14 protein-coding genes are annotated in these 14913 nt (G+C 72.5%); 11 read left to right on the top strand and 3 right to left on the bottom strand.

The genetic code is table 11. The features are described from left to right. Positions 1 to 6 precede the first annotated feature (6 nt). From ACIQOE_RS06220 to ACIQOE_RS06205, 4 genes are all read left to right on the top strand, one after another. Complete coding sequence (locus ACIQOE_RS06220; RefSeq protein ID WP_401409897.1) at positions 7 to 4431, top strand: DUF6531 domain-containing protein; 4425 nt, start codon at positions 7 to 9, stop codon at positions 4429 to 4431. Between the two features lie 16 nt (positions 4432 to 4447). Next, positions 4448 to 4996, top strand: coding sequence for a hypothetical protein (locus ACIQOE_RS06215; RefSeq protein ID WP_401409895.1), 549 nt, complete (start codon positions 4448 to 4450; stop codon positions 4994 to 4996). A 103-nt stretch (positions 4997 to 5099) separates the two neighbouring features. Further along, positions 5100 to 5606 (top strand): Imm50 family immunity protein, encoded by a 507-nt coding sequence (locus ACIQOE_RS06210; protein ID WP_401409893.1) that lies wholly within the window; start codon positions 5100 to 5102, stop codon positions 5604 to 5606. Beyond that, a complete protein-coding gene (locus ACIQOE_RS06205; protein ID WP_401409891.1) occupies positions 5596 to 5919 on the top strand; it encodes a hypothetical protein in 324 nt (107 codons plus the stop codon). The genes ACIQOE_RS06210 and ACIQOE_RS06205 overlap by 11 nt, the downstream gene beginning before the upstream one ends. A gap of 17 nt (positions 5920 to 5936) precedes the next feature. Here the strand turns inward: ACIQOE_RS06205 and ACIQOE_RS06200 are convergent, their stop codons facing one another. Further along, complete coding sequence (locus tag ACIQOE_RS06200) at positions 5937 to 7358, bottom strand: MFS transporter (RefSeq protein ID WP_401409889.1); 1422 nt, start codon at positions 7356 to 7358, stop codon at positions 5937 to 5939. A gap of 68 nt (positions 7359 to 7426) precedes the next feature. Between ACIQOE_RS06200 and ACIQOE_RS06195 the strand changes: the two genes are divergently transcribed. From ACIQOE_RS06195 to ACIQOE_RS06180, 4 genes are all read left to right on the top strand, one after another. Further along, the gene (locus ACIQOE_RS06195; protein WP_362646787.1) at positions 7427 to 7954 is read left to right on the top strand and encodes a helix-turn-helix domain-containing protein; all 528 of its coding nucleotides are present in this window, start codon (positions 7427 to 7429) and stop codon (positions 7952 to 7954) included. A gap of 32 nt (positions 7955 to 7986) precedes the next feature. Further along, the gene (locus ACIQOE_RS06190) at positions 7987 to 8301 is read left to right on the top strand and encodes a DUF6412 domain-containing protein (protein ID WP_351323140.1); all 315 of its coding nucleotides are present in this window, start codon (positions 7987 to 7989) and stop codon (positions 8299 to 8301) included. 97 nt (positions 8302 to 8398) lie between these two features. After that, positions 8399 to 9106, top strand: a complete 708-nt coding sequence (gene yidC / locus ACIQOE_RS06185) for a membrane protein insertase YidC (protein ID WP_401409887.1) — start codon at positions 8399 to 8401, stop codon at positions 9104 to 9106. A 129-nt stretch (positions 9107 to 9235) separates the two neighbouring features. Further along, positions 9236 to 10093 carry a fumarylacetoacetate hydrolase family protein gene (locus ACIQOE_RS06180; RefSeq protein ID WP_351323011.1) on the top strand — a complete coding sequence of 286 codons (858 nt, stop codon included), beginning with the start codon at positions 9236 to 9238 and terminating at the stop codon, positions 10091 to 10093. Between the two features lie 69 nt (positions 10094 to 10162). On the opposite strand, the gene ACIQOE_RS06175 is transcribed toward ACIQOE_RS06180, so the two are convergent. Continuing rightward, complete coding sequence (locus ACIQOE_RS06175; protein WP_365561192.1) at positions 10163 to 10663, bottom strand: heme-degrading domain-containing protein; 501 nt, start codon at positions 10661 to 10663, stop codon at positions 10163 to 10165. Further along, a complete protein-coding gene (locus ACIQOE_RS06170; RefSeq protein WP_365561194.1) occupies positions 10663 to 11733 on the bottom strand; it encodes a Gfo/Idh/MocA family oxidoreductase in 1071 nt (356 codons plus the stop codon). The genes ACIQOE_RS06175 and ACIQOE_RS06170 overlap by 1 nt, the downstream gene beginning before the upstream one ends. A 48-nt stretch (positions 11734 to 11781) precedes the next feature. Between ACIQOE_RS06170 and ACIQOE_RS06165 the strand changes: the two genes are divergently transcribed. The 3 genes from ACIQOE_RS06165 (at position 11782) to ACIQOE_RS06155 (ending at position 14833) form a co-directional block, all read left to right on the top strand. Continuing rightward, positions 11782 to 12903, top strand: coding sequence for an ROK family protein (locus tag ACIQOE_RS06165; RefSeq protein ID WP_401409884.1), 1122 nt, complete (start codon positions 11782 to 11784; stop codon positions 12901 to 12903). 113 nt (positions 12904 to 13016) lie between these two features. Beyond that, positions 13017 to 14021, top strand: a complete 1005-nt coding sequence (locus ACIQOE_RS06160) for a hypothetical protein (RefSeq protein ID WP_401409882.1) — start codon at positions 13017 to 13019, stop codon at positions 14019 to 14021. 56 nt (positions 14022 to 14077) lie between these two features. Beyond that, the gene (locus ACIQOE_RS06155) at positions 14078 to 14833 is read left to right on the top strand and encodes a GntR family transcriptional regulator (protein ID WP_351323016.1); all 756 of its coding nucleotides are present in this window, start codon (positions 14078 to 14080) and stop codon (positions 14831 to 14833) included. Positions 14834 to 14913: the final 80 nt, after the last annotated feature.

The raw sequence follows: 14913 nt of genomic DNA, 5'->3' as shown, positions 1-14913 counted from the left end.
CCGGACGTGGTCGACCTCAACCCCCTGCATTACGTCAGCAAGTTCAACCACATGTTCGGCGACTCGGTCGCCAGTGGTCTTGAGTTCCTGGGCATCTCGGATCCCGCGGTGGATCCGGACGGCGTGCGGGAGATCGCGAAGAAGTGGCGGAGCCTGGCCACGGGGCTGGACGACGCGGCGACCGCGGCCGAGCGGTCGCTGCGGGGTGTGGAGTGGGAGGGCAAGACCGCCAAGGAGTTCGGCAAGCGCAACAAGGCGGCCCGCAAGCAGGCGACCGAGATGGCGCACGCGCTGCGCGAGGGCGCCAAGGCGCTGGACGACTTCGCGGACAAGGCGCACGAGTTGCTGTCCGAGATCGGTGTGATGCTCGCGGAGATCGCCGAGTTCGAGATCGCGGGTCTGGCGCTGTCGGTGCTGACCGCGGGCGCCTCGGACGTGGCCGCCACGCTGATGGCCGGTGAGCGGGCGCTGAAGGTGGTGGCGCTGGTCGGGCGGATCGAGGAGGAGGGCACCGCCCTCGGCACCGCCGTGCGCGGGGTCATGGAGGTCATCCGCGGGGTGGAGCGGGCGCTGAAGGCGCTGAAGGAGATCCGCGGGGTCGCGGCGGTGGCCAAAATGGCCAAGGAGGGCGCGGCGTTCACCGCGTTCACCACGCTGCTGGAGGACCCGGGGGCGTTCAAGGACCCGGAGAAGCTGGCCGGGATCCTCGCCGAGGGGGCGGCGATGGGGGTCGGGTTCGGGGTGCTGGGGAAGGCGTTGGGGAAGGGGTTGAAGGCGCTGGGGCCGGCGGCACTGGCCGGGCTCGGCAAGTCGATGGGCCTGGACTGCGCGGCCTTCGAACGGCTGTCGATGCGGCCGGGGTTCGACAAGCTGCCCGCCTCGATCCGCAACATGGTCAAGACGTTCGTGCGGGACCCGATCGACGTGGCGACCGGTGACATGGTGCTGTCCCGCACCGACGTGTCCCTGCCGGGCGTGCTGCCCCTGATCCTGGAACGCACGCACGTCTCGTCGTACCGCCACGGCGGCTGGTTCGGCCCCTCCTGGGCGTCCACCCTCGACCAGCGTGTCCAGGCGGACGACGAGGGCTTCGTGTACGCGGCGGCGGACGGCGCGCGTCTGTGCTTCCCGCCGCTGGACCCGGAGCGCGCGGACCCCGTGCGTCCGCTGACGCCGGGCTCCCGGCTGACCCTCTCCTGGGACGAGGAGACCGACGGAGCGGTCCGCGTCACCGACCCGGACACCGGACTGGCCACCGTCTTCCACTCGCCGGTCGCCGCGGCCGGCGACACGGCCGTCGACCTGCCCCTCCAGCACGTCGTCGACCGCAACGGCAACCGCCTCACCGTCGTCTACGCGCGGGGCGACATCCCGTCCGCGGTCGTCCACTCCGGCGGCTACCGCATCGCCCTCGACCACGACCAGGCCCGCTCCCGCGTCACCGGCCTGCGCCTGGTCGACCCCGCCCGACCGGAGCGGCCCGGTACGACCCTGCTTCGCTTCGGCTACGACGAGTCCGGCCACTTGGCGGAGGAGACCAACTCCTCGGGCCTGCCGATGCGGTACACCTACGACAGCGAAGGCCGCGTCACCTCCTGGACCGACCGGAACGACACCAGGTACTGGTACCGGTACGACGACCGGGGCCGGGTCACCGCCACCGGAGGCATGGGCGACGCCCTCGCCTCCACCCTCAGCTACGACGAGGCCAGCCGCACCACCAGGGTCACGGACTCCCTCGGTCATGCTCGGGTCTACGAGCACAACGAGGCGCTGCGTCTGGTCCGGGAGACAGACCCGCTGGGCGGGAGCGTCCGCCGGGAGTGGGACGGCGACCTTCAACTTGTCTCGGTGGCCGATCCCTTGGGCGCCCAGTGGCGGTACGGCTACGACGAGCACGGTCGTGTGACGTCCGTGGTGCGTCCGGACGGCCGGGAACTGCGTTCCGAGTACGACTCGCTCGGCCTGCCGGTCCTCATCGCGGGGCCTGACGGTGCGGTCTGGCGTCAGGAGTACAACGACCGCGGCGACCGTGTCGCGGTCACCGACCCGGCGGGCGGAACCACCCGCTTCACCCACGATGCCAGGGGGCATCTGGTCACCGTCACCGACGCCCTGGGGCACACCACACGCGTGCGGTGCGACGGTGCGGGACTCCCCGTCGAGATCACCGACCCCTTGGGGGCGTCCACCCGGTACACGCGTGACTTCTTCGGCCGCCCCGGCGTGATCACCGATCCTCTCGGACACGTGACGCGTCAGGAGTGGACCGTGGAGGGCAGACTCGTCCGCCGCACCGCCGCGGACGGATCCAGTGAGGCGTGGGCTTACGACGCCGAGGGCAACTGCGTCACGCACGAGGACGCCACCGGTGCGCTGACCCGGTTCGAGTACACCCACTTCGATCTCCTCGCCGCCCGGATCACGCCGGACGGTGTGCGTCACAGCTACGCGTACGACACCGAACTCCGCCTCACGCGGGTCACCAACCCGCAGGGACTGTCGTGGAGCTATGTGTACGACCCTTCCGGCCAGCTGGTGGCGGAGACGGATTTCGACGGTCGTGCCGTCACCTACGCACACGACCCCGCCGGGCGCCTTACGACCAGCACCGATGCCCTGGGCCAGACCAGCCGGTTCGAACGGGACGTCCTGGGGCAGGTCACACGGAAGACCGCCCCTGATCAGGTCACGGACTTCACGTACACGTCCTCGGGCCGTCTCGCCACCGCCACCACGGCTGAAGCGGCCCTGTCGCGGACGTACGACCTCGCGGGCCGGGTGCTGTCCGAGACCGTCGATGGTCGTGCCATCGCGTACGAGTACGACCTGACAGGCCGCCGGACGAGGCGCACGACACCCACCGGCCTGGTCAGCAGCTGGAACCACGATGCCGCGGGGAACTGTGTCGAGGCGACCAACGCCGGCCGCACGATGAGCTTCGCCTACGACGCGGCGGGCCAGGAACTCGGCCGTTCGGTCGGGAGCATCACGCTGACCAGTGGGTTCGACGCCTGCGGTCGCCTGACCGCCCAGTCCTTGCTGGACACGGCGGGTGACGCGGTGGTGGAGCGGGGCTACGCCTACCGGGCTGACGGCCACCTCGTCCGCATCGACGACCGGTTGAACGGCACGCGTCACTTCGATCTCGATGCCGTCGGCCGTGTCAGGCAGGTCCGTGCCCGGGAGTGGACGGAACGCTACACCTACGACGAGGCCGGTAATCAGACCAGCGCCGACTGGCCCGACGCGCACGCGGGTCACGACGCCACAGGCCCGAGGGACTACGTCGGGACGCGCATCACCCGTGCGGGGAGCATCCGGTACGAGCACGACGCCGCGGGGCGCATCGTCCTGCGCCAGAAGACCCGCGTGTCCCGGAAGCCCGACACCTGGCGCTACGCCTGGAACTCCGAGAACCGCCTCGTCTCGGTCACCGTGCCCGACGGCACCCGGTACCGGTACGTGTACGACCCGCTCGGGCGGCGTATCGCGAAGACGCGACTGGCCTCGGACGGTGTCACGGTCGCCGAGCGGACCACGTTCACCTGGGACGGAGCCACGCTCTGCGAACAGACCACGTCGTCGGCCAAGTCGCCACGTCCGGTGACTCTCACCTGGGACCACCGAGGGCTGCATCCGACCGCACAGATCGAACGCGCGGGCGCCGACGGGGCGACGCAGGACGAGATCGACAGTCGCTTCTTCGCCGTCGTCACCGATGTCGTCGGCACCCCGACCGAACTCGTCGACGACACAGGGCACGTCGCCTGGCGCTCCCGGGCCACGCTCTGGGGCACGACGACCTGGCTGTCCGGCAGTACCGCGTACACGCCTCTGCGGTTCCCCGGTCAGTATTTCGACCCGGAGACGGAACTCCACTACAACTACCACCGGTACTACGACCCGGCGACAGCCCGCTATCTCACCGCCGATCCCCTCGGCCTCGCGCCGGCTCCCAATCCATCCGCCTACGTCGACAACCCGCACGCGTGGACGGACCCGTTGGGGCTCGCTCCGCGTTGCGAGGACTTGATTCCCGGGTTCCGCAAGCAGACGGATCACCCGCTCAGCCGGCGGATCCACATCGGTGAGGACGGCAAGGTCACGATCACCGGCAAGGGGGCGCTGTACGTCAACCTCAGTGGCGATATCGGGCACACGGTACGGTTCCGTGGTGAGGGCGGCCAGATCGTGGAATTCCAGATCTCCTCGGAGTTCCGGGAGCAGATCAGAAGGACCGCGATCCCTCAGAAGCAGCCGGATGGATTGGGTTTCACCAAGGATGAGTGGAAGCAGCTGAAGAGGATCTGTCCTGAGATATCAGACCCGACAATGGGTGACGATCTGTACGGAATCCCGAGCGGGATGCTTGATGAATTCAGGCGTGAAGTGGCAAAGTATCCGGGCAAGATAGTTCGGGAGAATTGACGGAGATTTCTCGAAAATGATTCACGAAATTGAGGACATCGGTCGAGAGTGTGGCAGGCTGACGGCAAGGCCGGGACCGGAGGAGGCTCCTCCGGTGCTGTGTGCCTTCGAGGTGCGGACGAGCTGCCCGGTGCCGGAGTTTCACGACAGGCTCCGCTCCGTCCTGGACCCCGCTCTCCGGCTGGCGCTGTCGCACTCGTTCGACGGTGAGGACCTTCCCGTCGACACGATTCCCGACTGGTTCGCCGCCGCCGGTGACGGACGGCCGGTTCCCGAGTTCACCAGCAGAGGCGTGGAGCGTTATGTCTCTGCGATCGGAGGGGGGCGGTGGGAACTTCAGGAATGGCTGTACCAGTTCGATCCCGAATCCGAGTTCCGGGGATGGGCCTGGTGGGATCTGACGTCCTCGGGTGATCGAGAAGCCGTGATCTGGGTCGACACGTGGGGTGAGTCCTTCTTCGCCTGCGACGAGCTTCGGTGGCTGGCGTACGTCGCGGGCGGTGAGGAGGTGGCGGGCCCGAGGCTCGCCGGAGCCGACGGCTGGGTCGCCGCGAGCACACGCTGAGTCGGCAGGAGGAGGAGAGAGCGGATCGTCGCCTGGGCGCCGCCCGGGGAGAGTCCGCCCGTCTGTAGGGTCCGAGCTCGATCTCTGAGGAGGATGCGGACTCTTGGCTCTGAAGGACCACCTGGCGAACCCGCAGCTGCTGCTGCCCCTCTACGGCGAGGAATTGCCCGAGGTGCTGGCCGGCGTGCGGATCCGTTCCGTCAATCTCGACTGGCGAGGGCCCACGGCTCGGTTGCGGATCGATCTGCCGGGGCTTCCGCGGACGTCCCCCGTGGACTGGGGCGATCTGGACACCGTGCAGTGTCAGTTGGAGTTTCTCGCGGTGGAGCGGATCGCGATGGCGGAGTGGGAGCCGCCGGCGTTCGGGGACGTGCGGATGATGCGGCTCGGCGGCGACGGCGGGGGGCGGCGGATGCGGGTCGAAGTCGCGGGGCGAGGGGTCGATCTGCGTTTCGAGAGCCATGAGTCGGCGACCGTACGGCACGTGAGTGCGTTCCGCCGCGGGGCCGGTGGGGAGGACGACGGGCCTCAGCGGTTCGTCAGCGGACTCGACTCGCGGCTTCACACCTTCCTTCCCCCCACCGATGAGGAGACCTTTTATGAGCGCTGACGTGAGGGAGGTCCTCGGTGCCCACGACTGGTCCCTGTCCTCCGTCCACCTCGACGAACGCGAGAACTCGGTGACCCTCGGCTTCCGGCGGAGCGCGGACGGCCAGGGGTTCGCGTTCCACGTGGTGTTCACGCAGACCGAGGGTCTGCGGGTCACCGGGTGGGGAGCCGCGGAGGCTCGGGAGGTGCGGGTGTCCGGGGGTGCGGAGGACGGGTACGACGTACGCCTCGGGTGGCAGGAGTCCGGGATCCGGTTCCGGGCCGCCGGGGCCCGGCTCGGCGCCCGCCGGTCCGGTCCGGTCGGGCCGGAGTAGGCGCCCGCCGACTCCCTTCAGTCCCCCCGGCGTTCCCGCACCCCCCACACCACCCCCGCAGCCACCCCCGCCAGCCCCGCCGACACCGCGAGGGCGATGTTCGCGCCGTGGCCCGGGCCGGTGGTGGACGAGGTCACGATGGCGATCGTCAGGGCGACGCCCGCGCAGGAGCCGATGTAGCGGAACGTCTGCTGGGCGCCGGAGCCCATGGCGGCGCGGGCGGCCGGGACCGATTCGACGGAGAGCAGGGGCAGGGCCGCGTTCAGGAGGCCGCTGCCGATGCCGCCGAGGATCAGGCCGGGCAGCAGGCGCTGCCAGGAGCCCGAGTCGATGGCGCCGAGCATGCTCAGGACGCCGATCGCGTGGAGGGTGAAGCCGGCCGCCAACTGGTGGCGGGGCGGGACGCGGCCCGCGAGGCGCTTGGCCTGGAGCGCCACCGTGAAGGACAGGCCCGACCAGAGCAGGAACAGCCACGCGGTGTCCAGCGGGGTCAGCCCGAGCACCTGCTGGAACAGGACCGGCAGGAAGCTGAAGAGGCCGATCACCGCGAAGCCCGTGAACAGGCCGCCGGCGGAGGAGGCCAGGAAGGCCGGGCGGCGCAGCAGGCCCAGGTCGATCATGGGGGTGGCGGTGCGGCGCTCCACGAGGACGAAGACGGCCAGGAGGACGACCGCGGCCAGGAACAGCAGGTCCACCTCGGTGCGCAGCCAGCCGTCGCGGCCCAGGGTGAGCGCGGCCACCAGGGAGACCAGCGCCAGGCCGAAGGTGAGGGCGCCCAGGATGTCGGGGCGGCCGCCCCGCGGTGAGCGGGACTCGGTGAGCGCGCGCGGTGACAGGGCCGCCACCAGCAGCGTCGCCGCGGCCAGGACCGCGTAGGCCACCCGCCAGTTGGGGAGCGCGGCCGCCAGGAGCGGGCCGACCGCGATGCCGCCGCTGACGAAGGCGCCCCACACGCCGGTCGCGTGCAGCCGGCCGCGCGGGCTCGGGTAGGCGTGCACGAGCAGGCCGAGGCTGCTCGCGAGGATCGCCGCGCTGGCCGCGCCCTGGGCTATGCGGGCCAGGGTGAACAGCCAGGTGGAGCCGGTGAACGCGCCGAGGGCGGTGGTGATGCCGAGCGTGAGCGTGCCGAGCAGGAAGATCCGGCGGCGGCCGAAGTCGTCGGCGAGGCTGCCGGCCACCAGCAGGAGCGCGGCGAGGCCGAGCGGGGTGCCGTTGATCAGCCAGGCCTGGGCGGAGAGCGGGGTGTGCAGGTCGGCCGCGGTGTCCCGGAGGGTGACGACGGGCGCGGTGTACGTCATCAGGCTCACCGCGGTGGCCGCGCTGGTCAGGGCCAGGGTGGCGCGGGCGCGGGGCGTCGGGCCCGGATGGGGTGCCGGGGGCTCGTGCCGGGTGTCCGGCGCCTCGGACGCAGCGAGGGTTCGTTCATTGAACTCAGCCATGGGAGTACCGTAGCACCGTAGGTTCGTTCATTGAACCTGCAATGGACGGGCTGGCTAAGGTGGTCCCCATGGCACTGGGCAAGGACTATGCGACGCAGGAGTGCTCGATCGCCCGCGCGCTGGAGGTGGTCGGCGAGCGGTGGACCCTGCTCGTCATCCGCGACGCGCTCTACGGCGTACGGCGCTACAACGACTTCCTCGTCCACCTCGGCATCCCGCGCGCCGTCCTGTCGGCCCGCCTCAAGGCGCTCACCGAGGAGGGGATCCTGGAGAAGCGCCGGTACCAGGAGGCGCCGCCCCGCGACGAGTACGTCATCACCGAGCGCGGGACGGAGCTGTGGCCCGCCGTGCGCGCCCTCGCCGTCTGGGGGCGCGACCACCTGACGGACCGGCGGCTGCGCTACTTCCGGCACGCGGCCTGCGGCACCGAACTCGGTTCGTACGGCGAATGTCCCGCCTGCGGAACTCTCGTGCCCGTCGCGGACGTTGTCGTGACACCGGGCCCGGGACTCGACCCGGACCCGGCCGATCCGGTCAGCCGGGCGCTCCTGAAGCCCAAGCGGCTCCTGGAGCCGCTGGAGACGGATCCCGCGTAGCGGGCGAGAAGGGGGAGGGGGCGGACATGCGGATGAACGGCCGGTGGGCCCTGCGGTCGCGCCCGGCCGCCCTCCTGCTGCTGCTCCTGCTCGACCTGCTGCTGCTCGACTCCGGCAGCCTCTTCACCACCGTCGCGCTCGCCGCGACCGCGGCCGCCGGCTCGGCCCTCGCCGTCGCCGCCTTCCGGGCCGCGCGCTCCGCACCCGCCGTGCCGCCCACCCGGGTCCGCACGGCGATACGCGACCGGGCCCGGCGCACGGCCTTCCTGCCGCAGCGCGACCCCGACGCCAGGGGCCGCAGCCGCCCCCGAGCCCCCGGACCCGCCCTCCCGGCGACCACCGTGTAGACACCCGTCGGCACCCGGCGGGTGTCCTCGCGCGGGTCGTCATGCCGTCGCACCTCTTCACCCACGGCACGACGAGACCCCCGGAGGGCTCCCACCCATGTCCGTTTTCGCTGCTCTGGTCGAGCGGCTGGCCGACCTGCTCCAGCCGCTCTTCCACGCCTCCGCGGCCGCCGCCGCGATCGTCCTGTTCACCGCACTGGTACGACTCCTCGTGCTCCCGCTGTCCCGCGCCGCCGCCCGCGGCCGGAGGGCCCAGGCCCGGCTCCGGCCGGACCTCGCGGAGCTGCGGAGGAAGCACGCCAAGGACCAGGAGGCGCTGCGGCGGGCCGTACTGGAGCTGCACACGCGGGAGAAGGTCTCCCCGCTGTCCGGCATCCTCCCCGGCCTGCTCCAGCTGCCCGCCTTCTTCGTGCTCTACCACCTCTTCTCCAGCTCCACGATCGGCGGCCACGGCAACGGCCTGCTGGACCACGCGCTGCTCGGCGCCCCGCTCGGCGGCCGAGGGGCCGACGTCCTCGGCGGCGGCTCCGGCGGTGCCGCCCTGGTCTACGCGGTGCTGTTCGTCCTCGTCGCCGCCGTCGCCACGTTCAACCTCGTGCGCGCCCGGCGGGCCGCGGCGGACACGCCGGGCGCGGGCGGTACGCAGGGCGAGGAACTGCCGGGGCTGGGCGCGGTCACCAAGGCCGCGCCGTACCTGTCGTACCTCACGCTGCTCACGGTGGCCGTGGTGCCGCTGGCCGCCGCCCTGTACGTGGTGACCAGCACGACGTGGAGCGCGGTGGAGCGGGCCGTGCTGTACCCCTGACCACCCGCCCGCGGTCCAGTACATGAACAGGGTATTGCCCGCTGCATCCGAATCTTGGACGATCGACCAGTCCTCCGATGGCTGCACCCATCGGCCGGGCGACTGCTGTCAAAGGAGATGGTGACGACCATGAAGCTGCTGCGAGTCGGTACGGCGGGAGCGGAGCGGCCCGCTCTGCTCGACGCCGAAGGGGTCCTGCGGGACCTGTCGGGGATCGTCGACGACATCGACGGAGCCCTGCTCGCCGACGAGGCCGCCCTCGGGCGGGTCCGGGCCGCGGCCGACGCCGGCACACTGCCCGCGCTCGACGCGGACGGAGTGCGGGTCGGACCGCCGCTGGGCCGCATCGGCAAGATCGTGTGCATCGGCCTCAACTACCACGACCACGCCCGCGAGACCGGGGCCGAGCCGCCCGCCGAACCGGTCGTCTTCTTCAAGGCCGCGGACACGGTCGTCGGGCCGGACGACACCGTGCTGGTCCCGCGCGGGTCCGTGAAGACCGACTGGGAGGTCGAACTCGCCGTCGTCATCGGGCGCACGGCCCGCTACCTGACCGACGACGAGGACCCGCTGGCGTACGTCGCCGGGTACGCGGTCGCGCACGACGTGTCCGAGCGGGAGTTCCAGATCGAGCGCGGCGGGACCTGGGACAAGGGGAAGAACTGCGAGACGTTCAACCCGTTCGGGCCGTGGCTGGTCACGGCGGACGAGGTCGCCGACCCCCAGGACCTGTCGCTGAAGCTGTGGGTCAACGGCGAGCTGAAGCAGGACGGGACCACGGCCGAGCAGATCTTCCCGGTCGCGGAGGTCGTCCGCTACGTCAGCCGGTTCATGGTGCTGCGCCCCGGTGACGTCATCAACACCGGGACTCCCGCGGGCGTCGCGCTCGGGGCGCCCGAGCCGAAGCCGTACCTGCGCGGCGGTGACGTGGTGGAGCTGGAGATCGCGGGGCTCGGGAGGCAGCGGCAGGAGTTCAAGGACGCGTAGACGCTCCGGCCGGGGGGACCCCCAGCGCCCCTTGCGGGGCTGCCCCCTGCGGGGCGCCCCGCACGGGCGTCACCGGTCCAGGAAGCGTTCCAGGGCCTCCACCACCAGGCGGTGGTCCTGGAGCTGGGGCAGGCCGGAGACGGTCACCGAACCGATCACGCCGACGTTCTCGACCGTGACCGGGAAGGAGCCGCCGTGCGCGGCGTAGGTGTCGGGGTCCAGGCGCGAGGACTCCTCGAACGTCGTGCCCTTGGCCCGGAATCGGGCTCCCACCAGGTAGGACGCGGCGCCGTAGCGTTCCACCACCCGGCGCTTGCGGGCGATCCAGGCGTCGTTGTCGGGGGTGGAGCCGGGCAGGGCCGCGTGGAAGAGCTGCTGGCCGCCGCGGTGGATGTCGACGGCCACCGGAGCCTGCCGCTCCCGTGCCATCTCCACCAGCAGGGAGCCGAGCGCCCACGCGTCGTCGTAGGTGAACTGCCGGAAGACCAGCCGGCGTTCCTGCTTCTCCAGCTCCTCCACCGACGGGGTGAGTTCAGGGGTGGACCTGGGGGTGATCTGCGGGTGGTGCATCAGAGGGTCACCGTCACCTTGTCTCGGGCCGAGCGGCGGGCTGCTTCCAGTACGTCCAGGGCGGCGGCCGCCTCCAGCGCGGTCACCGGGTTGGGGCCCTCGCCCCGCAGGGCCGCGGCGACGGCCGCGTAGTAGGCGGGGTAGTCGCCGGGCAGGGTCGCCACGGTACGGCCGCCGCCGGTCACCGGGGACTCGCCCGCGCCGACCGTGCCGTACAGGGACTCCGGTTCGGCGCCCCAGCCGGGACCCGGGCGCTCGCCCTCGCGCAGCGCCGCCTCCTGCGGGTCGAGCCCGTACTTGACGTACCCGGCCTTCGAGCCCAGCACGCGGAAGCGCGGGCCGAGCTGGGCCGCCGTCGCCGAGGCGTAGAGGTGGGAGCGGACGCCGCTCGCGTGGGTGACGGCGATGAAGGTGTCGTCGTCGGTCTCGGCGCCGGCGCGGCGGATCACCGACTCGGCGTACACCTCGGTGGCCGGGCCGAACAGGACCAGCGCCTGGTCGACGACGTGGCTGCCGAGGTCGTAGAGGAGACCTCCGATCTCTGCCGGGTCTCCGGACTCGCGCCAGCCGCCCTTGGGCTGCGGGCGCCAGCGCTCGAAGCGGGACTCGAAGCGCCACGGGTCGCCGAGTTCGCCGTCGGCCAGGAGCTTGCGCAGGGTCAGGAAGTCGTTGTCCCAGCGGCGGTTCTGGAAGACCGAGAGCAGCAGGCCGCGCTCCTCGGCGAGGGCGGCCAGCTCGCGGGCCTCGGCGGCGGTGCCGGCCACCGGCTTGTCGACCACGACCGGCAGGCCCGCCTCGAGCGCGGTGGTCGCGAGCGGGACGTGCGTCTTGTTCGGGGAGGCGATGACGACCAGGTCGAGGTCGTCGGCCCGGTCGAACAGCTCGTCGGGGCCGGCGACGGTACGGACCTCGGGGAACTCGGCCTTCGCCTGTGCCTGCCGCTCGGGGTTCGAGGTGACGACCGTGTCCAGGGCGAGGCCCTCGGCGGCGGCGATCAGGGGGGCGTGGAAGACCGAGCCGGCGAGGCCGTAGCCGATGAGGCCGACGCGGAGGGGAGGGGCAGCTGTCATGCGTCCCACTTTGGCAACGCTGTTGCCAAAGTGCAAGCGGCAGGGAGAATGAGTGGCGTGAACAGGACGACGAGGAGCGGACGCCCGGACGCGGCCGGGGCGAATCTGCTCGCCGTGCGCAGTCACAACACCGCGCTGGTGCTGGACCTGCTGCGCACGGCGGGCGCGGACGGCATCAGCAGGCTGGAACTGGCCGCGCGCACCGGGCTCACCCCGCAGGCGGTCAGCAAGATCACCGCCCGGCTGCGGGAGGAGGGCCTGGCCGCGGAGGCCGGGCGGCGCGCGTCCACGGGCGGCAAGCCGGCCACCGTGCTGCGGCTGGTGCCGGAGGCCGGGCACGCGGTCGGACTGCAGCTCGACCGGGACGAGCTGCGCGCGGTGCTGGTCGACCTCGACGGCACGGTCGTCGGCGAACGGCAGGGCGGCCTCGACCTCGGCGCGGGGGCGGCGGCGGTGCTCGAAGCCGCCTCGGCCCTGGTCGGCGAGCTGCGCGAGGAGATCCCCGAGGAGGTCCTCGGCGTCGGGGTCGCGGCGCCCGGACCGCTCGACCACGTCCACGGGGTGCTGCACCGGGTCACCGGGTTCCCCGAGTGGGACGGCTTCCCGCTGCGGGACGCGCTCGCCGAGCGCCTCGGCGTGCCCGTCGTCGTCGACAAGGACAGCAACGCGGCCGCCCTCGGACTCGCCGTCGGCGGCGAGGGCGGCTCCTTCGCCTACCTCCACCTCGGGACGGGCCTGGGCGCCGGACTGGTGATCGGCGACAGCGTGCACCGCGGGGCGCGGACCGGTGCGGGCGAGTTCGGACACCAGGTCATCCAGCTGGACGGACCGCCGTGCCACTGCGGCAACCGGGGCTGCATCGAGGCGCTGTGCCTGGCGGCGGTGGACCGCGCGGACCCCGAGGAGGCGGCGCGGGTGCTGGGCGCCGGGGCCGCGAACCTGGCCGCGCTGCTCGACATCGACCTCGTGCTGCTCGGCGGCCGGACGATCGCGGCCGCACCGCAGACCTTCGTCCGCGGGGTCGCCGACGTCCTCGACGCCCGCGCGCGCCGGGAGGGCAGCCTCGGTACGACCGTGCCCGTCCGGCTCGCCCCCGGCAGCGACCGGCGCGTCGCGGAGGGCGCGGCCCAGCTGCTGCTCGCCCCGCTGTTCGGCCGGGCCGACGGCTGAGGGGGCCGATCGAGCGGTGTCGGTGTGCCCGCGCGGAGTGGCACCGGGCCGGGTCCGCCGGCACCCGGCATGATCATATGATCATGCGACTGAGCGCGTTACCGTCCCTCTGCGTGGCCGCAGCCGCCGTTCTCGCCCCCGTGCCGCCGGCGGCCGCCGTGTCCCGGCCGTCCCCGGAGCGCGCCGTGCTCCCGCGCCCGGCGGCCACCGTCTCCGCCGGTGCCTCCGGCACCTCCTGCGCCGCCGCCGACGAGCAGGGCTTCCCCCTCACCACCCGCATCCACGACGGCCCCACGTCCTACGAGGCCGGCGGCGGATACGGCACCTGGTACCTGGACCTCACCAACACCACCGGCCGGGTCTGCGCCGACGTCCACCCGGTCGTCGTCCTCGTGGACGACAAACGGGTCCTCAAGCCGTCCCAGGCCGAGCTGGAGTTCTACGACGGCCCGCGCACCCGGCCGGTGCCGCTGACCGAGACCGACGAGTCCGAGCTGGTCGGCGTGTTCGACGGGGACGGCTTCCCGGGGCTCACCGTGGCGCCCGGCGCGACCGTCTCGGTCAAGGTCAGACTCGCCGTCGCCTCGGACGCCGTACGGAACGCGGTCACGGCGAACGCGGCCGTCGTGCAGCGGCGCGGCTCGGACGGGGACTGGGTGGGGGAGTCGAACGGCTACCGGTTCGGCATCGGCGGCGAGCCGCCGCCCGCGAGCCTGGCGCCCGCGGTGCCCTCCGTCGGAGCCGAGATCGGCCCGCCGACGGCCGGCCTCACCGCCCCGGGCTCCTCCGGCGCGAGCAGCCCCGGAGCCGGCTCCGATGCCAGCCCCGGAGCCACCTCCGATACCGGCCCCGGTGCCACCTCCGGCGTCTCGCCCGGAGCCACGCCCGCGGGCACCTCCGCGGCCTCCCCGGACGGCGACCCGCCGTTCGAGGCGGAGGCCGGGGAGGACAGAGAGGCCGGAGAGGACGGAGAGGCCGGGGAGGCCGGTGAGGCCGCTGAACGGGCCCGTGAACTGGCCGGCACCGGCCTCGGCGCGGCCCACGCGCTGCTCGCGGCCGCCGTCGCCCTGCTCGCCGCGGGAGGCGCCGGGTACGCGCTGGCCCGCGGACGGCGCTGAGCTGCGCCCCGAACCCCTGCCCGACGCCGGGCGCCGCCGTCTGCGACCATCCCTGCGTGGACTACCCGAACGACCAGGCCCCCGGCGCCCCCGTCCGCTCCGGCATCCCGGAGCACGGCCGCATCCCGAAGTACTACGCGGTGAAGGCGCAGATCGACCATCTCGTCGGCGACCTCGGGGAGGGCAACGTCATCCCCACCGAGCGCGACCTGTCGGAGGCGTACGGCGTCGCCCGCGAGACCGTACGGCAGGCGCTGCGCGAGCTGGTGCTGGAGGGCAAGCTGCGCCGGCAGGGGCGCGGCACGGTGGTCGCGGGACCCAAGCTGGAGCAGCCGCTCTCCCTCGCCAGCTACACCGAGGGCGTGCGGCGGCAGGGCCGCACCCCGGGCCGTGGCCTGGTCACCCTGGACCGCTTCCCCTGCCCGCCCGCGCTCGCCGCCGAGACCGGCCTGGAGCGCGGCGAGCCCGTCTGGCACCTGGAGCGCGTGCTGCTCGCCGACGAGGAGCGGGTCGGCCTGGAGAGCACCTACGTCGCGGTGGCCCGGGTGCCCCGCCTGGACGCCGACTTCGAGCCCGACTCCTCCTTCTACAGCTACCTGCACGAGAAGGGCATCGGTTTCGGGGACGCCGACGAGCGCATCGAGACCGTGCTGGCCACCCCGCGCGAGGCCCTGCTCATCGGCACCCCGCCGGCGCTGCCGATGCTGCTGATCCACCGGGTGTCGCGGGACACCGAGGGGCTGCCGCTGGAACGCGTGCGGTCGCTGTACCGGGGCGACCGGTTCTCGTTCACCGCTCACCTGGGCGGCTGAAAAGTACCAATTTTTGCCTCTTTCGACCCTTCCTGGGTGTCACGAAAAGATAACGGGTCTAGCCCAAACGTGATGACCAG

The organism is Streptomyces sp. NPDC091282, from assembly GCF_044757385.1.
Classification (GTDB): Bacteria; Actinomycetota; Actinomycetes; order Streptomycetales; family Streptomycetaceae; genus Streptomyces; species Streptomyces gramineus.
Note: the sequence above shows the minus strand (reverse complement) of the source record. Positions and strands in the feature narration are given on the sequence as shown.